Origin of the sequence: Paraburkholderia unamae (assembly GCF_003096875.1) — a bacterium.
GTDB lineage: Bacteria > Pseudomonadota > Gammaproteobacteria > Burkholderiales > Burkholderiaceae > Paraburkholderia > Paraburkholderia unamae.
On record NZ_QEOB01000007.1, the window covers coordinates 36297 to 57966 of the forward strand.

Consider the following 21670-nt stretch of genomic DNA (forward strand, 5'->3'; position numbering starts at 1 on the left):
CTCGCGGGCGGCCCGGCGGCCGCCCATCAGCGTCTCAGCTCACTTCGGCCCGCTTCAGGCAAATTCCTCGTCTAGCGCGATCGTCACGTCGTGCGGCACGTCTTCGCCCTTCGCGTGCTGCTCCTCCAGCGACTCGATCGTCGCCTCCACGTACGCGCGCAGCACCGCGAAGCTGCGGCCGCGCAGCCTCGCCGGCAACGCGCGATAGCGCGCGAGCGCCGCGGGCGCGATGGCGACCGTCAGCGCCATGCGGCGCGCCTTCGAGCCGAAGCGCATCGCCACCCAGTGCACGACCAGTTGCGGCACGCCGTTTTCGTCGCGTTCTTCGGCAAAGCGCGTCTGCTCGGGGAACAGATCGGCGACAACGCGGGCGAGCTCGTCGAAATCGGGGCTCGCGCATTCAAACAGATAGGCTTCCATTGACGCCAGAAAAGAGAGTTGAGACTGCAAACGCGCGCGCTCACGCGGCGCGCGCGACGCGCCGCTCGTTGCGGCACGTTCTGTAGAGCACGACAGCGACCACGACGGCCGCCACCACATAGAAACCATCGACGGCGGCAAGCGGCGCGAGACGCGCCTGATACACCGCGGCGGGCACGTCGATCAGCGCATGCACCACGATCGCGAGCGGAACGATGCCCTTCCAGCCCGCGCGCACGCCACGCCACATCAGCACCGAAAGCGCGATCTGGAATACGAACGCAGCCGTGCGCTCGAGCGCGAACACGCCCGCGAAAAACGGCGAAAGGCTCGCGAGAATCAGATGCACGCGCAACACGGAGTCGAGCGTGAGATTGCTCAGGTGCGCCTCAAGATCGCCGCGATTCGCGAGGACCGCGAACACGATCCACTGAAGTTGCACGAGCACGCCGACGAACCACGCCTCCGCCCCGCCATGCCCGATGCCGTAGCCGAGCGCCGGGCCGTCCGCGAGCGCGCCGGACTTTTGCGCCACGCGGCGCGCGATGATGCGCATGGCGATGTAGCGCCCGATCTCCTCGCATAGGCCCGCAGCGAGCGCGCCATACAGAACGAAGAACGCCGGATTCGCGAGAACCTGCGCGAACGCGGCGTTTTGATGCAGAACGTAGTCGTTGAGCGCGCGCTCGATCACGGTCGCAAAGAATGCGAAAACGGCGACGCCCGCGATGGTATCGCGCCAGTCGAGCGCATACGGCGCGCGCAAGCGGCGATAGAGCCAAACGGGCAAGGCGGCGACGAACAGCGTCGCGAGCGAGAGGCAGACGAGCGTGATCGGGGCTACGGACATGGGCTTCCTTGTGACGGTCGGCGCGCGTGGGCGCGCGCCGCAGCCCGAATGATCGCAGATATCGGGCGTGGCGCGCAGCCCCGGCGGCGTGGCGACGCAGGAAAAGCGCGCGTGGCTCGCACCACGCTCGATGCGACGCGCCCCGTTCACCCCAGCGTCGAAGCCCGCACCACCAGTTCACCCTCGAACGCCGCCGCGCGCGCGGCGGGCGCCGCGCCTTCGATGCGCTCGTGCAGAAACTCCACCGCGCGATATCCGATCGCGCGCGTGGGCTGCCGGATCGTCGTGATGCCGGCGAGTTCGGCCCACTCGGGATCGTCGATGGCGATCAGCGCCACGCGCTGCTGCCACTGCGCCCCCAGCGCCGCCTTCAGATGCAGCGCGAGCCGCAGCGCAACCGGCGCGTTCGCCGCGAACAGCGCGCAGCGCGCCCCGCGCGCGGCGGCGCTGGTCACATGCGCGTCGAGCGCCGCGAGCGCGCTCTGCACGCCCGCCTCGTCATGGAGATCGAGCACGTGCGTCAAGCCGCGCGCCGCGCCCTTCGTCGCCTGCATCGAGGCGCGAAACGCCGCTTCGCGCTCGCGGCGCGAGCTCACATGCTCGAACGGCTGCACGACGAACACGATGTCGTCATAGCCGCGCGCGAGCAGGTGCTCCGCGCCCAGACGCACGGCGGCGGCGTTGTCGAGGCCGACCACGTCGGCGTCCAGACCGTCGACGGTGCGGTCGACCAGCACGGCCGGAATGCCGCCGCTGCCCACGGGCTTGAGCATCGACTCGCGCACGCCGAGCGCGTTGACGATCACGCCTTCCACGCGATAGGTCGTGAGCAGTTGCAGATAGCGGCGCTCCATGTCGACTTCGTTGGCGGCATGGCAGATGAGCGGCATATAGCCCAAAGCGTGGCACGCGGCCTCCACCCCTTGCAGCACTTCCACCGAATACGGGTTGGCCAGGTCCGCGAGCAACAGGCCGAGCAGACGGTTACGCCCGCGCTTGAGCCCGCGCGCCATCTGGTTGGGGCGGTAGTCGAGCCGCTCGATCGCCGCCTCGATGCGCGCGCGCAGGTCGGGCGAAAGGACGCCCAGCTCGCCGTTCAGATAGCGCGAGATGCTGGTCTTGCCGGTGCCCGCTTCGCGCGCCACGTCGCTGATCGTGGCGCGGCGCGGCGGCGTGGCCGCGCTCGCACCGGCGCTGTCCGTGCCGCCCGCAGCCGCGCTCATCGCGCGAGCACCTCGCGGTTGACGATGTTCACGTCGAGCGTGCCCGCGAGCGCCGCGACGATGTTCTCCGCCGCGCAGCGCGCCATGGCGTGGCGCGTCTCGTGCGTGGCCGAGCCAATGTGCGGCAGCGCCACCACGTTCGGCATGCGCAGCAGCGGCGAGGCGGGATCGATCGGCTCGCGCTCGAACACGTCGAGGCCCGCGCCGTGAATCGTGCCCGCTTCGAGCGCCGCGATCAGCGCCTGTTCGTCGACGGTCGCACCGCGCGAGGCATTGATGAGGATCGCGCTTTTCTTCATCTTCTTGAACTGCTCAGCGCCGATCATGTGGCGCGTGGCGTCGGTGAGCGGCACTTGCAGGCACACGAAGTCCGCTGTCGTGAGCAGTTCGTCGAGCTCCACGCGGCGCGCGCCGTAGTCGCGCTCGGCTGCTTCGTTCGGACTGCGGTTCGTGTAGAGCACCTTCATGTTGAAGCCGAGCGCCGCACGCCGCGCGACCGCGCCGCCGATGCGCCCGAGCCCCACGATGCCGAGCGTTTTGCCCTGCACGTCCACGCCGAATTGTGCCGGACCGATGCTGGCCTTCCAGTGGCCCGCCCTCACCCAGTCGGCCAGCTCGACCACGCGGCGCGCGCTCGCGAGAATCAGCGAGAACACGGTGTCGGCCGTCGATTCGGTCAGCACGTCGGGCGTGTGCGCGAGCACGATGCCGCGCTTCGTGAGATCGGGCACGTCGAACTGGTCGTAGCCCACCGAGATCGTGGAGAGCGCCTTCACGCGCGAGCCGTCCAGCATCTCGGGCGTGATCTTCACGCTCGCGCCGATCGCGCCGTCTGCGTTCTTGAGCGCGGCGGCCAGCTCGCCCGGCTTGTCCGCATCGGCGAATACGACTTCGGCATGCTCGCGCAGATAGTCGGTGACATCGGCGGGCAGGGTCTTGTAGGCAACGATTGTGTGCTTCATGAGTTTGCTTCTCGAGTGTGCGTTATTTTCCGTGAACCGGCGCGGCGTAGCCATGAGCGGTTTCGCGCTGCGGCTTCACGGCGAGCGTGAGGCCCACCGCGGCGACCAGCGCCGCGCTCATGAACGCATAGGATGCCGCAGGCGAGCCGGTTGCGCCATTCAGATAGCCGACGACGTAGGAGCCGACGAACGAGCCGAGTGCGCCCATGCTGTTGATGAGCGCCATTGCGCCGCCCGCGACGTTTTTCGGCAGCAGCTCGGGCACGATCGCGAAGAACGGGCCATACGGCGCGTACATTGCGGCGCCGGCCACCACCAGCAGCGCATACGACATCCAGAAGTGCGTCGAGCCGAGCGCATACGAACCCGCGAAGGCCAGTGCGCCGACCAGCAGGAACGGCCACACGAAGGCGCGGCGGTTATCGAGCTTGTCCGAGGCCCAGGAGGCCGCGAGCATCGCGATCGTCGCGGCGAGATACGGCAGCGCGGAGAGCCAGCCCGTCTCGACCATGCCGAGCGCCGATCCGTTCTTCACGATCGAAGGCAGCCACAGCACGAAGCCGTACACGCCGATGCTCCAGCAGAAGTACTGCGCCGAAAGCAGCATCACGGCAGGCGTGCGGAACGCTTCGGCGTAGTTGCGCACGGGCTTGATGGCGGCCTGCTCGGCGCGCATCGAAGCGTCGAGCGCGCGCTTTTCCTCGTCGGAGAGCCAGTTCACCTGCGCGGGCTTGTCGCGCACGAGGAACCACCAGCACACGGCCCACAAGACGGCCGGCGCGCCTTCCGCGATGAACATGTGACGCCAGCCGAACGCGTGCACGAGATAGCCCGAGACGACCGACATCCACAGCACCGTGACCGGATTGCCGAGGATCAGGAAGGTGTTGGCGCGCGAGCGCTCGCTCTTCGTGAACCAGTTGCTGATGAAGATGAGCATGGCGGGCATCACGGCCGCCTCGACCACGCCGAGCACGAAGCGGATCGCCATGAGCGAAGGAATGTTCGTGACGACGCCCGTGAGCGCCGCGCAACCGCCCCAGAGCACGAGGCTCACGAATACGAGCGTACGCACGCTGCGGCGCTCGGCATAAACGGCGCCCGGCAACTGGAAGAAAAAGTAGCCGAGGAAAAACAGCGCGCCGATCAGCGAGGAAAGCCCCGGGCTGATGCCGAGGTCGCGGTTGATGCCTGCCGCCGAGGCGAAGCCGTAGTTGGCGCGATCGAGGTAGGCCAGGCTGTACGTGATGAACACGATCGGCATGATTGCCCACCAGCGGCGCGGTGCGAGCGAGGTTGAGGTCATCTGTGTCTCCAGTTGAACAGCGGCTTCGTCGTGCCGCCCTCTGGTCTCATGTCATTCGGCGCGCCACGTGCGAATTCACGCGTTGCGCCGCCTGTTTCTGCTTGTTGCGGTTTGTCTTGCTATGCGGTTATGCGGCCGTGCGCACTTGCGCGCTTTCGAGCGCGTCGAGCTGTGCACGCGTCGGCAAGCCTTCCGAATCGCCGATCACTTGCACGGCCAGCGCGCCGATTCGATTGCCCCGCGCGACCGCCTCGGGCAGTGCGCGCCCTTCGAGCAGCGCGCTCACCACGCCCACGGCGAAACCATCGCCGGCGCCCACGGTATCGACCACGCGCTCCACGCGCTGTGCCGCGACGCGGCCGCGCTCGCCGGCGGCGGTGGCGTACCAGGCGCCCTCCGCGCCCAGCTTGACGACCACACCGCGCGCGCCCCGCGCGAGGTAAAAGTTCGCGATGACTTCCGGGTCGTCCGAGCCGGTCAGCACGCGGCCCTCGCCCACGCCGGGCAGCACCCAGTCGGCGAAGCTCGCGAGTTCGTTGAGTGTCGCGACCATCTCGGCTTCGGAGCCCCAGAGCGTCGGGCGCAGGTTCGGGTCGAACGAGATCGTGCGGCCCGCGTCGCGCATCGCTTGCGCGAGCTTGAAGGCGAGTTCGCGCGACGACGGCGAAATCGCGGGCGCGACGCCGCTCAGGTGCAGATGGCGCGCGCCGAGCACGTAGGCGGCCTGATAGTCGTCGGTCGAGAGCTTGCTCGCCGCCGAGCCGCGGCGGAAATATTCGACGGCCGGGTCGCTGCCGTCATCGTTCTTCGACTTGAGCTGGAAGCCGGTCGGGTAGCGTGCATCGGTGCTCACGCAACGCGCGTCGATGCCTTCCTGCGCGAGCACGTCGCGCACGAACTGGCCGAACGAATCGGCGCCCACGCGGCTCATCCAGCCCACCTTGAAACCCAGGCGGGCGAGGCCGGTCGCGACGTTGAGCTCCGCGCCCGCCGCGCGCTTCGTGAAGTGCCCGACCTGGGCGAGCGGTCCAGGCTCGGTGGCGACAAACATCGCCATCGCTTCGCCGTAGGTGATGACATCGAGTGTGTCGGTCATGGGATGTGTTCCTGAATCGAATAGGGTGTCTGAGGCCGGGCTGCCGCTGCGCATCAGGCGGCGGCGAGCCACTCCACGTAATGAGCGGCTTCTGCCGCGACGCAGGCCGGATCGAAGGGAAACTCGATGCCGCGCGGCACGTGCGTGGGCAGCAGCGCAAGCGCGGCGCGGCACAGCGTGTCGTCGTCGCCAGGCGCAGCCGCGAAACGGCGCGCACCCTCACCCGCCACGGCCTTGCAGTGGATGTACTCGACGTGCGGCGCGAGCGCGGCGGCCGCGAGCAGCGGTGGCTCGCCCGGCCACTGCCAGTTGCCGATGTCGAACGTCATGCCGATCACGGCCGCTGCGCCTGCTTCGCGCAACGCAGTGAACAGGCCGACGAACTGGGCGAGCTTGCCGCCCTGCTCGAGTTGCCCGTTCTCGACCACGACGCGCGGGCCGTCACCCGCCTCGCCGGTGCGTGCGCCCAGTTCTTCGAGCAGGCTCGCGAGGCGCGCCGCGCAGGCTTCGCCCGCGAAGCCGCCCAATTGCAGTTTCACGAAGCGCGCGCCGAGCGCACGGCCCGCCGCGACGGCCGCGCACAGCGCCGCCTCGTCGAGCGCGCCGTCTTCCGTGTAGAGCGAGTCCGGCGTGGACCAGACGCGCCACAGACCCTCGCGCGCAAGCGCCGTTCCGAGCGCGTGCAGTGCCTCGGGCTGCGCGTCGGCGTCGTGCATCAGCTCGCGCCGGACCTCGAATGCCTGCGCGCCAGCGCGCCGCGCCGACACGCTCCATGCCGCATGTCCGTCACGCCAGATTGCCTGCGCACCAAACGCGCTCGCCACGATTGCTACTTCCGCCATTGCCTTGTTCCCTGTTGCTACCGGCGCACACCTTGTGTTCGTCGAATCCGCTTCGATTTGCCCTTTTGGAACCGGTTCCAAATCCGGTTCGAAAAAAGGCGCCTGTGCGCGCCGGATGATTAGGGCGGATAGTGCGCGCTCGTCGCGCGGCACGCCATTCTGGTATGCCCTGGGTCATGCGCCGGGAACATCGGCGAGACACAGCTCCAGAAAACGCTGTGCCACGCGCGACGCGGCGCCCGCATGCGGGACGAGAATCGAGAAGCGGCGCGCAAGCGGCTCGGGCCCGAAGCGGATCTGGCGCAACGCGCCGTTCTCGTGCCGCATTGACATGGCGGAGACGAAACCGATGCCCATGCCCGCGCGCACGGCCTCCTTCACGCCCTCCACGCCCGCGATCTCCAGCGCCACGCGCATGGGTACGCCCGCACGCGCGAATGCGCGCTCGACGACCTGGCGCACGCCCGAGCCGTCTTCGCGCAACACGAGTGGCCACTCGGCGAGCGCCTCCACCGTGATGGCCGGCTTCGGCTCCCCGGTCTCCCCGGTCTCCCCGTGCGGCTCCGGCAATTGCGCGGCCAGCGCGTGGCCGCGCGGCACGATGGCGACGATTTCGTCCTCGTGCCACGGGTGCACGGCCGTGTCCGGCGGCAACTGCTCGCCTACCGGCCCTTCGATCAGCGCGATATCGACCGCCCCGAGCATGCCGACGACGTCCGTCGTGTTGCCGCTCGACGTTTCGAGCTTGACCTGCGGATAGTGCCCGTGAAACTGCGCCACGAGATACGGCAGCCGGTAGCTCGCGGGCGTGGTCGTGGCGCCGATGCGCAGTGTGCCGCGCTCGAGGCCGCGCAGCGCGTCGCGGTAGGCGAGCGCGTCGCGCCAGGTGTCGCGCAGCCGCGCCGCGTAGCCCGCGAGTTGCTCGCCCGTGGGCGTGAGGCGCACGCCGCGGCCGTCGCGCTGGTAGAGCGGCTCGCCAAATTCCTCCTGCAAGAGCCGCAACTGGCCCGATACGGCGGGCTGCGACAAATGCAGGGAGAGCGCCGCTCGACTGATGTTGAGGTGCTCGGCGACGGCAGCGAAAGTTATCAGTTGTTCCGGGGTCATGGCGGAGAACCATCGTGTTGACCTATATATTACGTCACAAATCACGATTTTTCATATCGATATATCTAAATTAGGATTAGGCCATTCGATAGCGCTCTGTTCGCTACCCCATTTTTCAACCGGCTCGTCCGGGAGAGAGAGGCCTAGATGTCTACACCCACCCTTACGCATGCCCTGCCGTCCACCCGCGGGCAGCTCAACGGCGTGCTGTTCGTCGCCCTGTTCGCTGCGGCCGTCACCAGCATCGCGTCGCTGCCCGCCATCGCCGGGCTCGGCATGAGCCCGCTGATCGTCGGCATCGTGGCCGGCGCGATTTACGGCAATGCGCTGCGCGACGGCATGCCCGAAAGCTGGGCCGCCGGCGTCAACTTTTCCGCGCGCAAGCTGCTGCGCATCGCCGTGGCGTTCTTCGGGCTGCGCGTGAGCCTCCAGGAAATCGCCCAGGTCGGCGTGCCGGGGCTCGTCGAGTCGGTCGCGATCGTCGTGAGCACGCTCGTGATCGGCACCTGGGTCGGCATGAAGGTGCTCAAGCTCGACCGCGACACCGCCATCCTCACGGCCGCCGGCAGTGCGATCTGCGGCGCGGCAGCCGTGCTGGCCTTCGAATCCACGCTCCAGTCGAAGCCGCACAAGAGCGCCATGGCCGTGGGCAGCGTCGTGCTGTTCGGCACGCTCTCCATGTTCCTCTACCCGGTGGTCTATAACGCGGGCTGGCTGCATCTCGACACGCTGGGCGCGGGCCTCTTCTTCGGCGGCACGATTCACGAAGTCGCCCAGGTGGTGGGCGCGGCGAGCAACGTGAGCCCGGAAGCCACGCACATCGCCACCATCGTCAAGATGACCCGCGTGATGCTGCTCGTGCCGGTGCTGCTCGTGCTCGGCGTGTGGCTCAACCGTGCGGCGCGGAGCGCCGCGCACGAGGCGGGCCAGGCCGTTACGCGCAAGCTCGCGGTGCCCTGGTTCGCGCTCGGCTTCCTCGCGCTCGTGGTGGTGAATTCGCTCCACGTGCTGCCCGAAGCGGCCACCCACGCGGTCAACACGCTCGACACCTTCGCGCTGACCATGGCAATGACGGCGCTCGGCATCGAAACGCGCGTCTCGCAGATCCGCCAGGCCGGCCCGCGTGCGCTGACCGCCGGCTTCATCATCTACCTCTGGCTGGTTGGCGGCGGTCTCGCGATCACCTGGGCCGTGGAGCGCGTGTTCGCATGACCCCGCGCCCAAGGGCGGTGCGCTCCCCTGCGCCGCCCCGACCGATCCCCCGTGCGCCGCTTCTCGCGGCCACCGGCCCCGCCCGCGGCGGGGCTTTTTGCGTTTCTGCGCGCCGCCGCGTTGCGCCATCTCGTGTCGGCGCGGCACGCGCGCGCCAGGCGCGACGGTTGCGAGCGATACTGTCCGCTGCCGTCCGTCGCGTGGACGGCGGCCGCGCACGCCGTGGCGGGCACGGCGATCGACGCAAGGGGACGACCGATGGCATACGAGCTCTACTACTGGGACGGCCTGCAAGGCCGGGGCGAATTCGTGCGGCTGGCGCTGGAAGAAGCGCAGGCGCCTTACGTGGACGTGGCGCGCGGCGAGAAGAAGGACGGTCTCGGCATTGGCGCGATGATGAGCGAACTGGAGAGCGACGGACCGTATCCGCCCTATGCGCCGCCCTTCCTGAAGGACGGCGAATTCATCATTGCGCAGACGGCCAACATCCTGCTCTACCTCGGCCCGAAGCTCAAACTCGCGCCGCGCGACGAAGCCCTGCGCTTCGTGGCGAACGGCCTGCAACTCACGATCGCGGACCTCGTGGCCGAGGTGCACGACACGCATCATCCAATTGCAAGCGGTCTGTATTACGAGGACCAGAAGACCGAGGCGAAGGCGCGCTCGGCGGATTTCATCGCGCATCGCATTCCGAAGTTCATGAGCTACTTCGAGCGTGTGCTCGCGCAGAATCCCGACGGGCCGCGCCATATGGTGGGCAGCGCCCTCACCTACGTCGATCTGTCGATGTTTCAGATCGTCGAGGGGCTGCGCTATGCGTTTCCGAAAGCGACGAAGCATTTCGCGGACCACTATCCGCATGTCGTCGCGCTGCGCGACGCCGTGGCGAAGCGCCCGCATATCGCCGCCTATCTCGCTTCGGAGCGGCGGCTGCCGTTCAACGAAACCGGCATCTTCCGGCACTACCCCGAACTCGACAAAGCCGTGCGCTGAAGGCGCGCGGGCCGTCGGGTGTTTCCTTTGATGCCGCTGTGGTCGCGATCAACGCGCCCGCGCGGCTTTCTTTCACCCTTCACCTGACCCGCTCGCCGTGCTGTCATTCCTGCTGAAACTGCGCACTCGCGCCCGCGATCTCTTTCGCCTGTCCGACGCCCACACGATGCTGATCTGGTCGGTCATCGTCGGCGTGGCCGGTGCATTTGCGACCGTGCTCTTTCGCGAAGGCATCGCGCATCTGCAAATGCTCTTTACGGGCAGCGAGGGCAGTCTCGTTGAAATGGCCCGTCACCTGCCGTGGCAAACGCGCATCTGGATGCCCGCCTCGGGCGGCTTCGTCGCCGGGTGCCTGTTGCTGATCGCGCGGCGCAAGTCGCCGGGCAACGGCAACAAGGCGATGCACACCGATTACATCGAGGCCGTAGCGATCGGCGACGGCGTGATGCCCGTCGGCAAGAGCATCTGGCGCAGCCTGTCGTCGCTCTTCACGATCGCGAGCGGCGGCTCGATCGGCCGCGAAGGCCCGATGGTGCAACTCGCCGCGCTCGCCGCCTCGCTGATCGGGCGCTGGGTTCACTTCGACCCGTCGCGGCTGCGCCTGCTCGTCGCGTGCGGCGCGGCGGCCGGTATCACCTCGGCGTACAACGCGCCCATCGCGGGCGCCTTCTTCGTGACCGAGATCGTGCTCGGCTCGATCGTCATGGAGAGCTTCGGGCCGATCGTGGTCTCCTCCGTCGTCGCCAACATCACGATGCGCGAGTTCGCGGGTTACAAGCCGCCGTACGAGATGCCGGTGTTTCCGCCGGTGACGGGCGTCGAGGTGCTGCTGTTCGTGGCGCTCGGTCTCTTATGTGGCGCGCTCGCCCCGCAGTTCCTCGTGATGATGGACACCGCGAAGAAGGGCTTCGGCCGCCTCAACGCGCCGCTGCCCGTGCGGCTCGCCTTGGGCGGCCTCGTGGTCGGCGTGCTCTCGGTCTGGACGCCCGAGGTGTGGGGCAACGGCTATAGCGTCGTGAACTCCATCCTGCATTCGCCGTGGACCTGGACCGCGCTCGCCACCGTGCTCGTATTCAAGCTCGTCGCAACGGCCGCGACGGTGGGTTCCGGCGCCGTGGGCGGCGTGTTCACGCCCACGCTCTTCATGGGCGCCGTGCTCGGCTGCCTGTTCGGCCAGGGCATGCACGCGCTCTGGCCCGACGGCACCTCCGCGCCCTACGCCTATGCGATGGTGGGCATGGGCGCGTTCCTCGCGGGCGCGACCCAGGCGCCGCTCATGGCGATTCTCATGATCTTCGAGATGACGCTGAGCTACCAGGTGGTGCTGCCGCTCATGCTTTCGTGCGTGGTGGCGTACTTCGTCGCGCGCGCGATCGGCAAGGCCTCGATGTACGAAATCACGCTTCATCGCAACCGAGAGGAAGCCGAGCGCATGCGCCTGCGCATGACGCAGATGCGCGAGCTGATCCGCCCCGCCGAGACCGTCGTGCGCGCGAGCGCCACAGTGCAGGAAATGACGCGCGTGTTCCTCGAATATCCGGTGAAATATCTCTACGTGACCGACGATACCGGGCGCTTTCTCGGCGCGGTGGCGCTCGCCGACATCACCTCCGACCTGCTGCAAAAGCGCGACACCTCGAACAAGCACGCCTGCGACTACCTGAAGCCCACGTTCGACGTGCTCACGCCCGACATGCCGCTCGCCGTCGGCCTGCAACACTTCATGTCGTTCCAGGGCGAGCGCCTGCCCGTGGTCGCCAGCACCCGCGAGCCGACGCTCGCGGGCGTGGTGTACAAGACTTCGCTTCTCGACGCGTATCAGCGCATGAACGCGGAGCGCTAGGCGCTTCGCCGTTCGTGCCGCCCGCCGCGCATGGCAAAGCGCGGCGGATTTTCTAGAATTGAGGGCAAGACACGCTACGCGGCGCGCCGTGCGCCTGCGCACGGAAGCCCGCGCACGTAGCCGCCACAATCGACTCGGGGACCACCGGAGCGAAGATGAGCGAACCCTCACTCGAAGCCGTACGCCGCGACCATGCGGGCTGGATATTCGTGCACTTGCAGGGCGAGCCCTACGACCGGGGCGAGCAGCACGGCAAGTTGCTCGCCCACGAGATCCGCAACGCCATACGCACCGCGCGCTACCTCGCGAAGTGGGACACGGGCGAGGACTTCGATACGTTCATCAACGCCGCGATCGCGCAGTTCGCGCCGCGTCTGGACACCGAGTTCGCCGACGAGATCCAGGGCATCGCCGACGGCGCGGGCCTCAAGTTCGCCGAGGTGCTCGCCTGGAACGGCTACATGGACCTGCTGCAAAGCTGGTGGCCAACCCATGTGGCGGCGCGCCAGCCGCAGTCCGCGGTGCACCTGTGGCGCGGCCGGCGCGGCCACCATTGCAGCGCGTTCATTGCCACCGGAAGCGCGACGCGCGACGGCCGCATCGTCATGGCGCACAACTCGTGGGACCGCTACGCGGCCGGCGACGCCTTCAACATCGTGTTCGACATCGTGCCCGACTCGGGGCACCGCATTCTCATGCAGGGCCTGCCCGGCTGCATTTCGAGCCTCACCGACTTCTGGATCAACGGCGCGGGCCTGATGGTGACGGAAACGACGATTTCGAACTTCGTGGGTTATCGCCCGAGCGGCGCGCCCGAGTTCTATCGCTCGCGGCGCGCCACGCAGTATGCGTCGAGCATCGCGCAATGGTGCGAGATGTTCGCCCAGTCGAACAACGCCGGCTACGTGAACAGCTGGCTGCTGGGCGACACGAAAACGGGCGAGATCGCGCGCTACGAACTCGGCTTGCAGCACGCGGGTTTCGAGAGCACGAAGGACGGCTTCTACAGCGGCTTCAACGCGGCCACGGACCTCAAGATCCGCAACCAGGAATGCACCGGCGAAGCCGACGACTACACCGACGTGCGGCGCAACGGCGCGCGCCGCCTGCGCTTCATGCAGCTCGCGCAGGAGCATCGCGGCGCGATCGACGCCGAACTGGCCAAGACCATGATCGCGGACCATCACGACGTCTATCTGGAACGCAGCGACAACCCGTGTTCGCGCACGATCTGCGGCCATCTCGAACTCGACGATGCGCGCTTTGGCGGCGCCGATCACGGGCCGTTCAACCCATGGGGCGCGAACGACGGCAAGGTGGTCGACAGCGACATGGCGCGCGACATGGCGTTCTGGGCCCGCTGGGGCCATCCGTGCGGCCGGGCGTTCGACGCCCAGGCGTTCATGCAGCGCCACCCGCAGTGGAACTGGCTCAACGGCTATATGCGCGACCGGCCGTCTTGGCCGTGGGCGCGCTTCGAGGCGCTGCGGCCATAGCTTCTGCGGGCGAGCGCCCGTCCTTCTCCGCGCAAAAAAAGTACAAACGTTCGAGACGCGCCGGCGTATTTCCTGCCATCATGGAATATCCGTACACGCCTCGCGCGCACGGGCCGCAAGAGCGGCCCCCCGGCGCCCCGCGTGGCGGCGCGCCGGCTGCCCCGGCCGGCGCGGCTGCTCGCGTCGCCGCCACGGCTGGCGGACGCGGTACGGCGCTTGCTGCGACCTGTGGGCCGCATGAGAAAGGAGGTCGAGCGATGAAAACCTCGACACTGATGACCACCGTGCTGTTGTCGGCCTCGTGCTTTGCCGCTCCGGTACGCACCGCGCAGGACTCGCCGGTCGAACGCGCCGGCGCGCACCTGCCGCTCCAGACCGGTCAGTTCCGCGCCGACGACGCCCCGGTGGCGCCTCCTGCCCCCGACGTGCCCGTTTCCGTCACCGACGGTCCCCAGCATTGGGAATATCTCACCCTGCCCAAGTCGCACCGCCTCGACAAGACGCTGAGCCCGGACCTGCATCAGCAGACCTGAGCCGCGCCGGCCGTCAGGCGGGCAAGCAGGCGTGGCGAGCACGCGGCAAATGCGCGTCAGACGAGCGTCAGAAGCGCGGCGCGCGCGGTGAAGCCTGTGCACACGTGTCCACGGCGTGCGAGGCGGATTGTGTATGCTTGAGCCGCGCCGCTCACCGCGCGCCAGCCGAACAACGAACGAGACAACGACGCGAACCGCCCGCACAGGCCGACGCGCAAAGGACGCCACGCATGCCAGCCTCAAGCATTCCCGAAGAACCGATCGACCTGCAATTCTCCGACGTGCTGCGCGAAGTGCGCTGGCCCGCGAACAAGGACGAACTCGTGGACGCCGCGCGCACCGCGGGCGCAAGCAATGAAGTGCTGGGGATTCTCGACGGCATGCCCGAGCAGGATTACCCCAACGTCGATTCGGTCACGCAGCTGATCGGCAGCAACTACGGTCCGGGCATCGGCGCCTAGGTCAGGCCCGGTTCGCAGCCGGATCCCCCTCCATTGACGCCCGTGCGCGAGCGCGCGCGGGGCTCAGGCGTCGCGCCCGAACACGACCCGCGCGAGGAAGCTCGCGAGCACGGTTTCGACGACCGGCGGCGTGACGTGCTGCGGGTCGGCCGTGGCGAGAAACTGCACCCCGTCGCACAGCCCCATCAGGCCAACCGCGAGCAACTGCGGCTCGATCGGCAGGGGGGTGCCCACGCGCCTCGAAAACTCCTCGATATACGCGGCAAGACTGTCGCGCTTCTCCTGCATGAAAGCGTTAAAGCGCACGCGAAAGCGCGCGTCGCGCGCGGCCAGCAGCTTGGCCTCCACCCACAGGAGGAAAACCTTGTTGTCCTGCGGCATGCGGCTGTAATACGTGAGCACACGCGCTTCCATCTGCTCGCGCGACACCTCGGTTTCGAAGATCGCGCGCAGGTCCGTCTGCATGGCCTCGTGATCGCGCCGCAGCAATTCCACGAGCAGGTCCGACTTGCCGGAAAAATTCGAGTAGAACGCGCCGCGCGTGTAGCCCGCGGCATGCGCGATGTCCTCCACGCTCGCCGCCACGAACCCTTTTTTCATGAACATGGCCTGCGCCGCGTCGAGCAGGCGCTCGCGCGTCTGATCGCGGCTTTGCTCACGGGTGAGTCGGATGCGCTTCATGGCGTGGGGCTTCGTGATGAGGTGATGTCTGGTGGGTTGGCGGGAGTCTAGCACTGAAACATTCTTCGGATTCAACTTCGCACTCAGATACAACGTTGTATTAGAATCCGGCTCATCATCCCAAACCGGGGGCGTGTGCGCGAGGCCGCGCGGCGCCCGCGGTTCAACGGCGGCGCAACTGGCCCGGCGGTTTGCGGTCTGCGTGCGCGCAAGGCGTATCGAGGTCCAAGTGAATCGTTGCGGTCGTGGCGCGTCGAGCAGGATGCGCGGAGGTTCCAGTCAGCATTCCAGTCAAGGTTCCGGTGAATCCCGCCACGCGGGGCCTTGTGCGTCGCGGCATGCGCCGTGGCGGCAGGCCGCGCGCATTCTGCTCGTGGCGGGCGTATTCGCACTCGCCGCCTGCGGCAAGCAAAAGGAAGCGCCGCCGCAGCCGCGCCCGGTCGTTTCGATGACCGTGCATCCCGACGGCGGCGCGGTGAGCCCCGCCTACCCCGGCGACATCGAGGCGCGCAACGCCACGCCGCTGTCGTTTCGCGTGAACGGCAAGATCATCGAGCGCGTCGTGCGCCTTGGCGACAGCGTCAAACCCGGACAAACGCTCGCGCGCCTCGACCCCGCCGACTCCGAGAAGAACACCGCGAGCGCGCAGGCCCAATTCGACGCCGCGCAGCACCGCTTCGTGTTCGCCAAACAGCAGCTCGATCGCGACACGGCCCAGTCGCAGGCCAATCTCATCGCCCGCGCGCAACTCGAACAGACCCAGGATGCGTACGCTTCCGCCGTGGCGCAGCGCGACCAGGCGCAGCAGCAGCTCGCTCTCGCGAAAAACCAGTTGCGCTATACGCAGCTCGTGGCGGACCACGCGGGCGTCATCACCGCCGAAAACGCCGACACCGGCCAGAACGTGCAGGCGGGTCAACCCGTCTACCAGCTCGCGTGGACCGGCGACGTTGATGTGGTGTGCGATCTGCCCGAGCGCGCCATTGCGGCCCTGCACACGGGCGACGCGGCGCAGGTCACGCTCGGCGCGCTGCCCGGCCGCCGTTACACGGCGCGCCTGCGCGAACTCGCGGCGGCGGCCGACCCGCAAAGCCGCACATGGCGCGCGAAGCTCACGCTCGAACACCCCGACGCCGACGTGCGTCTCGGCATGACGGCCAACGTGGCGTTCGCGTCTCCGGCCGAGGCAGGCGCCGCGCCCAGCTTCACCGTGCCGGCCACCGCCCTCTTCCACGACGGCGACGCGCCCGCCCTCTGGATCGTGCACGCGCCCGACAACGTGCTCCAGTTGCGGCGCGTGAGCGTCACGCGCTACGACGCGCGCACCATCACCGTGGCGAGCGGCTTGCAGGACGGCGAACGCATCGTGATTCAAGGCGTGCACACGGTTCACGCGGGCGAGCAGGTGCGTCCGGTCGCGCCGCTGCATGCCGAGGACCTCGCGTCATGAGTCAGGTTCCTGGCTCGAGCCCGGGCGCCGATCACGAAGAGGGGCGCTTCAATCTCTCGGCGTGGGCGCTACGGCATCGCGCGCTCGTCACTTTCGTCGTCGTGCTCGCCACGATTTTCGGCGCACTCGCCTATACACGCCTTGCGCAGTCGGAGGATCCGCCCTTCACGTTCCGCGTGATGGTGATCCAGACCTTCTGGCCCGGCGCGACCGCGCGCCAGGTCGAGGACCAGGTGACGAACCGCATCGGGCGCAAGCTCCAGGAAACGCCCTATATCGACTTTCTGCGCAGCTATTCGCGGCCCGGCGAGTCACTGGTGTTCTTCACGATGAAGGATTCCGCGCCCGTGAGCGAGGTGCGCGAGACGTGGTACCAGGTCCGCAAGAAGGTCGGCGATATTGCCTATACGCTGCCGCCGGGCGTGCAGGGGCCGTTCTTCAACGACGAGTTCGGCGACGTCTACACGAACATCTACACGCTCGAAGGCGATGGTTTCTCGCCCGCGCAACTGCACGACTACGCGGACAAGTTGCGCGAACAACTTCTGCGCGTGCCCGACGTGGGCAAGGTGGATTACTTCGGCGACCCGCAGCAGCGCATCTACATTGAGATCCCGAACACGCAGCTCACGCGTCTGGGCATCACGCCCACGCAGCTAGGCCAGGTGATCGGCGCGCAGAACAGCGTGGCGGCCGCGGGCACCCTCACGACCGCCGACGACCGCGTGTACGTGCGCCCGAGCGGCCAGTACGACGACCTCAAGGCGATTGCCGACACGCTGATCCGCGTGAACGACCGCACCTTCCGCCTGGGCGACATCGCCACGATCCGGCGCGGCTACGACGAGCCGCTCGCCACGCAGATGCGCTTCCAGAACCAGGCGGTGCTCGGCATCGGCCTCACGATGCAGCCCGGCGGCGACGTGATCCGGCTTGGCAAGGCGCTCGACGCGCGCGTCGAGCAGTTGCGCGCGCAACTTCCTGCGGGCCTGAAGCTCGTGGAGGTGTCGAGCATGCCCGATGCCGTTTCGCGCTCGGTCGACGACTTCGTCGAAGCCGTGGCCGAGGCCGTGGGCATCGTGCTGCTCGTGAGCCTCGTTTCGCTCGGCGTGCGCACCGGCATGGTGGTCGTCATCACGATTCCGATCGTGCTCGCCGTCACCTCGCTCACGATGTATCTGTTCGGCATCGGCCTGCACAAGGTCTCGCTCGGCACGCTCGTGCTCGCGCTCGGCCTGCTGGTGGACGACGCCATCATTTCCGTCGAGATGATGGCCGTGAAGCTCGCCCAGGGCTGGAACCGCACGCGCGCCGCCGCGTTCGCCTATACGAGCACCGCATTCCCCATGCTCACCGGCACGCTCGTGACCGTCTCGGGCTTTCTGCCCATCGTGCTTGCGCGCTCGAGCACGGGCGAATACACGCGCTCGATCTTCCAGGTGTCCGCCATTGCGCTGATCGCCTCGTGGTTCGCGGCCGTGGTGCTCATCCCCCTGCTCGGCTATCGGCTGCTCCCCGAGCGCAAGCCCGACCCCAACGCGACGCATGGCGAGGACCACGAGCACGAGATCTACGACACGCGTTTCTATCGCCGCCTGCGCGGCTGGATCGGCTGGTGCATCGAGCGGCATCTCGTCGTGCTCGCGTTCACCATCGTGCTCTTCGTGGCGGCGCTCGCGGGCTTCACGCTCGTGCCGCAGCAGTTCTTCCCGAGCTCCGACCGACCCGAGCTGCTCGCGGACGTGCGCCTGCCCGAAGGCGCCTCGTTCGAGGCGACGCTGCGCGAGGCGAAGCGCCTCGAAGCGGCGCTCAAGGGCCGCCCCGAGATCGACCATTTCATCGACTTCGTGGGCACGGGCGCGCCGCGCTTCTATCTGCCGCTCGACCAGCAGCTTCAGCAGCCCAACTTCGCGCAGTTCGTGATCACGGCGAAGTCCGTCGAGGACCGCGAGAAGCTCGCAAGCTGGCTCGAACCGATGCTGCGCGACAAATTCCCGGCCATCCGCACGCGCCTCTCGCGGCTCGAGAACGGACCGCCCGTGGGCTACCCCGTGCAGTTCCGCGTGAGCGGCGACGACATCCCGACCGTGCGCGACATCGCCAACAAGGTGGCGGCGACGCTGCGCGCCGATGCGCGCACCGAGAACGTCAACTTCGACTGGGACGAGCCGGCCGAGCGCTCCTTGCACTTCCAGATCGACCAGCAAAAGGCGCGCGCGCTCAACGTCTCGTCGCAGGACATCGCCAACTTTCTGCAAATGACGTATTCGGGCTATACCGTTACGCAGTTTCGCGAGCGCGACAAGCTCATCAGCGTGGATCTGCGCGCACCGGGCACGGAGCGCGTCGATCCCGCGCACCTGCTCACGCTCGCCATGCCCACGCCCAACGGCCCAGTGCCGCTCGGCGCGCTCGGGCATCTCGCCAACGATCTGGAGTACGGCGTGATCTGGTCGCGCGACCGTCAGCCGACCATCACCGTGCAGTCGGACGTGCGCGCCGGCGCGCAAGGCATCGACGTCACGCATGCGCTCGACAAGCAACTGGAGTCGATCAAGCGCGCGCTGCCGCCCGGCTATCACATCGAGGTGGGCGGCTCAGTCGAGGAAAGCGCGAAGGGCCAGGCGTCCATCTTCGCGCAGTTGCCCGTGCTCGCCATCGCCGTGCTCATGCTGCTCATGATCCAGTTGCAAAGCCTCGCGCGCGTGATGATGGTCGTGCTGACCGCACCTCTCGGGCTGATCGGCGTGGTGATCGCGCTGCTCCTGTTCCGGCAGCCGTTCGGCTTCGTGGCGATGCTCGGCGTGATCGCGATGTTCGGCATCATCATGCGCAATTCGGTGATCCTCGTGGATCAGATCGAGACGGACATCCGCGCGGGGCACAAACGTTTCGACGCCGTGGTGGGCGCAACGGTGCGACGCTTCCGCCCGATCATGCTGACCGCCGCGGCCGCCGTGCTCGCGCTCATCCCGCTGTTGCGCTCGAACTTCTTCGGGCCGATGGCGACTGCGCTCATGGGCGGCATCACGATTGCGACCGTGCTCACGCTGTTTTTCCTGCCCGCGGCCTACGCCGCCGCGTTCCGCGTGCGCAGCAGCGAGACTGACGAGACCGGCCGCGCGCCGGAACAGGCATCATGAAGACTTTATTGCCGACTCAGGCGTTGGCGGCGCGCTCGCACGCCCCCCGCCTTCCACGCGCGCTCGGCGCCCTTGCAGCCTGCTCGGCGTTTGCGCTCGCCGGCTGCGCGATGGGCCCGACGGGCGAGCCGCCCGCGATGCCGCAGCCCGAGCATTACGGCGCGCAGGCCCAACCCGCGCAAACGGTCGCCGCCCAGGGCGTCGCGCAGCAGTTCGTGACGGGCGCGGAGCCGGTGCCCCAATGGTGGACGCTCTACGGCTCCGACACGCTCGATGCGCTCGTCAACGAAGGCCTCGCCAACAGCCCGGACCTCGCCGCCGCCGATCACAGCCTGCAAGCCGCGCGCGAACAACTGCGCGGTCAGATCGGCAGCTCGCTCCTGCCGACCGTGGATGCGATCGGCATCGCGCAACGCCAGCAGGCGCCCGCCATTCCGCAGTTCGGCATCGACCAGTTGCAATACGCGCTGTTCGCGGGCCTGATCGACGTGCGCTATACCTTCGACGTGTTCGGCGCGACGCGGCTGAACAACGCGGCGCTCGCCTCGCGCGTGAACGTGCAGGCGTTCCAGTTCGAGGCCGCGCGCCGTGCGCTCGCGGCGAACATCGTGGCGAGCGCGCTTGGCGCGGCGACGCTGCACGCACAGATCGACACGACCGAGCAACTCATCGCACTCGCCAATGCCCAGGCCGACGACGTGCAAAAGCGCTACGCGCTCGGCTCCGCCTCGCGCACCGACCTGCTCAACGCCCAGCAAAGCGCGGCCTCGCTCGCGGCGAATCTGCCGGGGCTGCGCCAGCAATGGGCCGCGCAGCGCCACGCGCTCGCCGTGCTGATCGGACGCACACCCGACCAGGCGCCGCCCGATCTCGACCTGGCGAGCCTTGCCGTGCCGCCGCAGGTGCCCGTGGTCGTGCCTTCAGAACTCCTGAAGACCCGGCCCGACATCGAGGCGGCAACGGCCACGCTCACGGCCGCCGCCGCCGAGGTGGGCGCCGCGACCGCGCAGATGTATCCGAGCATCACGCTTTCGGCGGCGCTCGGCCAGGGCGGCTTTAGCTGGCCCGTCGTGACGTCCGGTGCGGGCGCGCTCTGGGCGATCGGCGCTTCGCTTTCGCAACCCATCTTTCATGGCGGCGCGCTCCTCGCGCAGCGGCGTGCGGCGTTGCAGTCGTACGATGCGGCCAACGACACGTACAAGCAAACGGTGCTCACGGCGTTCCGCGACGTCGCCGACCGCCTCGCCGCGCTCGAGCACGACGCGCAGGCGCTGGACGCGGCCAGCACCTCGGCGCGAACGGCCCAGGGCGTGTACGAGGACACGAATGCGCGCTACAAACTCGGTGCCGTGCCCTGGTACGCCGTGCGCCAGAGCGAACAACAGTGGCGCAATGCGCGCCTCGACGAAATCCGCTATCGCGGCACGCGGCTCGCCGACACGGCCGCGCTCTTCCAGGCGATGGGCAATCCGCCGACGAATCCCGCGACGCTCGGCAGCGGGCATGAGGCACAGACTGCCGCCATTGCGACGTCGGATGCCGGGACGGCGCAGGGCAAATAGCGCTCACGTCGTTTGGTGCGTTCCGTACGTGTAGCGAGTCGCCTCGCGGTAGCATGAAGGGCAACGCGCCGCGCGAGACGGCGCGCCTTCGCCAAGGACACGACATCATGCCCCCGCCCTCACTCGACTTCTGGTTCGATCTTTCGAGCAATTACAGCTACTTGAGCGTGATGCGCATCGAAGCGCTTGCGGCACGCGCGGGCGTGGCCGTGCGCTGGCGGCCATTCATGCTGGGCCCGATTCTCGAAGCGCTTGGCTGGGAAGGCCCGCCCTTCGTCGTGCAGAAGGAAAAAGGCGCATACGTGTGGCAGGACATGCGCCGCCAATGCCGCAAATACGGCTTGCCGTGGCGACAACCCAGCGAGTTTCCGCGCCGCGCCGTGCTGGCGACACGTATCGCCATGCTCGCCGCCGACGAGCCGTGGCTGCCCGCCTGGTGCCGCGCCGTGATGGCGCGCAACTACGGCGACGATCGCGAAGTGGATTCGCC

At 68.1% G+C, this 21670-nt stretch carries 19 protein-coding genes; 10 read left to right on the forward strand and 9 right to left on the reverse strand.

The genetic code is table 11. The annotated features are described in order from the left end of the window. Nucleotides 1-54: 54 nt before the first annotated feature. The 8 genes from C7402_RS15915 to C7402_RS15950 form a co-directional block, all read right to left on the reverse strand. Nucleotides 55-420 carry a DUF3022 domain-containing protein gene (locus tag C7402_RS15915; RefSeq protein WP_112172721.1) on the reverse strand — a complete coding sequence of 122 codons (366 nt, stop codon included), beginning with the start codon at nucleotides 418-420 and terminating at the stop codon, nucleotides 55-57. Nucleotides 421-460: 40 nt separating this feature from the next. After that, nucleotides 461-1270 (reverse strand): YhfC family intramembrane metalloprotease, encoded by an 810-nt coding sequence (locus C7402_RS15920; protein ID WP_116611436.1) that lies wholly within the window; start codon nucleotides 1268-1270, stop codon nucleotides 461-463. Nucleotides 1271-1416: 146 nt separating this feature from the next. Further along, entirely contained in the window at nucleotides 1417-2493 is a 1077-nt protein-coding gene (locus tag C7402_RS15925) for a LacI family DNA-binding transcriptional regulator (RefSeq protein ID WP_116611269.1), read from the reverse strand. Then, nucleotides 2490-3455, reverse strand: coding sequence for a 2-hydroxyacid dehydrogenase (locus tag C7402_RS15930; RefSeq protein ID WP_116611270.1), 966 nt, complete (start codon nucleotides 3453-3455; stop codon nucleotides 2490-2492). Before C7402_RS15930 ends, C7402_RS15925 begins: the two co-directional genes overlap by 4 nt. Before the next feature lie 22 nt (nucleotides 3456-3477). Then, nucleotides 3478-4761 (reverse strand): MFS transporter, encoded by a 1284-nt coding sequence (locus C7402_RS15935; RefSeq protein WP_112172726.1) that lies wholly within the window; start codon nucleotides 4759-4761, stop codon nucleotides 3478-3480. 127 nt (nucleotides 4762-4888) lie between these two features. Then, nucleotides 4889-5857 (reverse strand): sugar kinase, encoded by a 969-nt coding sequence (locus C7402_RS15940; RefSeq protein WP_116611271.1) that lies wholly within the window; start codon nucleotides 5855-5857, stop codon nucleotides 4889-4891. A gap of 53 nt (nucleotides 5858-5910) precedes the next feature. After that, the gene (locus C7402_RS15945; protein ID WP_116611272.1) at nucleotides 5911-6699 is read right to left on the reverse strand and encodes a TIM barrel protein; all 789 of its coding nucleotides are present in this window, start codon (nucleotides 6697-6699) and stop codon (nucleotides 5911-5913) included. Between the two features lie 174 nt (nucleotides 6700-6873). Next, nucleotides 6874-7806 (reverse strand): LysR family transcriptional regulator, encoded by a 933-nt coding sequence (locus C7402_RS15950; RefSeq protein ID WP_116611273.1) that lies wholly within the window; start codon nucleotides 7804-7806, stop codon nucleotides 6874-6876. A 147-nt stretch (nucleotides 7807-7953) separates the two neighbouring features. Between C7402_RS15950 and C7402_RS15955 the strand changes: the two genes are divergently transcribed. The 6 genes from C7402_RS15955 (at nucleotide 7954) to C7402_RS15980 (ending at nucleotide 14344) form a co-directional block, all read left to right on the forward strand. After that, complete coding sequence (locus C7402_RS15955; RefSeq protein ID WP_116611274.1) at nucleotides 7954-9018, forward strand: YeiH family protein; 1065 nt, start codon at nucleotides 7954-7956, stop codon at nucleotides 9016-9018. 258 nt (nucleotides 9019-9276) lie between these two features. Continuing rightward, nucleotides 9277-10011: a glutathione S-transferase gene (locus C7402_RS15960; protein WP_116611437.1), complete on the forward strand. Its 735-nt coding sequence runs from the start codon at nucleotides 9277-9279 to the stop codon at nucleotides 10009-10011. 97 nt (nucleotides 10012-10108) lie between these two features. Then, the gene (locus tag C7402_RS15965) at nucleotides 10109-11854 is read left to right on the forward strand and encodes a ClcB-like voltage-gated chloride channel protein (RefSeq protein WP_112172731.1); all 1746 of its coding nucleotides are present in this window, start codon (nucleotides 10109-10111) and stop codon (nucleotides 11852-11854) included. A 155-nt stretch (nucleotides 11855-12009) separates the two neighbouring features. Further along, the gene (locus C7402_RS15970; protein WP_116611275.1) at nucleotides 12010-13350 is read left to right on the forward strand and encodes a C45 family autoproteolytic acyltransferase/hydrolase; all 1341 of its coding nucleotides are present in this window, start codon (nucleotides 12010-12012) and stop codon (nucleotides 13348-13350) included. A 257-nt stretch (nucleotides 13351-13607) separates the two neighbouring features. After that, entirely contained in the window at nucleotides 13608-13883 is a 276-nt protein-coding gene (locus C7402_RS15975; RefSeq protein ID WP_116611276.1) for a hypothetical protein, read from the forward strand. A gap of 230 nt (nucleotides 13884-14113) precedes the next feature. Further along, a complete protein-coding gene (locus tag C7402_RS15980) occupies nucleotides 14114-14344 on the forward strand; it encodes a DUF2795 domain-containing protein (RefSeq protein WP_116611277.1) in 231 nt (76 codons plus the stop codon). Nucleotides 14345-14407: 63 nt separating this feature from the next. Here C7402_RS15980 and C7402_RS15985 read toward each other — a convergent pair whose 3' ends face one another. Continuing rightward, nucleotides 14408-15025, reverse strand: a complete 618-nt coding sequence (locus C7402_RS15985; protein WP_116611278.1) for a TetR/AcrR family transcriptional regulator — start codon at nucleotides 15023-15025, stop codon at nucleotides 14408-14410. 373 nt (nucleotides 15026-15398) lie between these two features. Between C7402_RS15985 and C7402_RS15990 the strand changes: the two genes are divergently transcribed. From C7402_RS15990 to C7402_RS16005, 4 genes are all read left to right on the forward strand, one after another. Further along, complete coding sequence (locus C7402_RS15990) at nucleotides 15399-16475, forward strand: efflux RND transporter periplasmic adaptor subunit (RefSeq protein ID WP_341869245.1); 1077 nt, start codon at nucleotides 15399-15401, stop codon at nucleotides 16473-16475. Then, nucleotides 16472-19618, forward strand: a complete 3147-nt coding sequence (locus tag C7402_RS15995) for an efflux RND transporter permease subunit (protein WP_116611280.1) — start codon at nucleotides 16472-16474, stop codon at nucleotides 19616-19618. The genes C7402_RS15990 and C7402_RS15995 overlap by 4 nt, the downstream gene beginning before the upstream one ends. After that, nucleotides 19615-21180, forward strand: coding sequence for an efflux transporter outer membrane subunit (locus C7402_RS16000; protein WP_116611281.1), 1566 nt, complete (start codon nucleotides 19615-19617; stop codon nucleotides 21178-21180). The genes C7402_RS15995 and C7402_RS16000 overlap by 4 nt, the downstream gene beginning before the upstream one ends. 107 nt (nucleotides 21181-21287) lie before the next feature. After that, nucleotides 21288-21670 (forward strand): 2-hydroxychromene-2-carboxylate isomerase (locus C7402_RS16005; protein ID WP_208948945.1); only part of this gene is annotated, 383 nt, incomplete at its 3' end.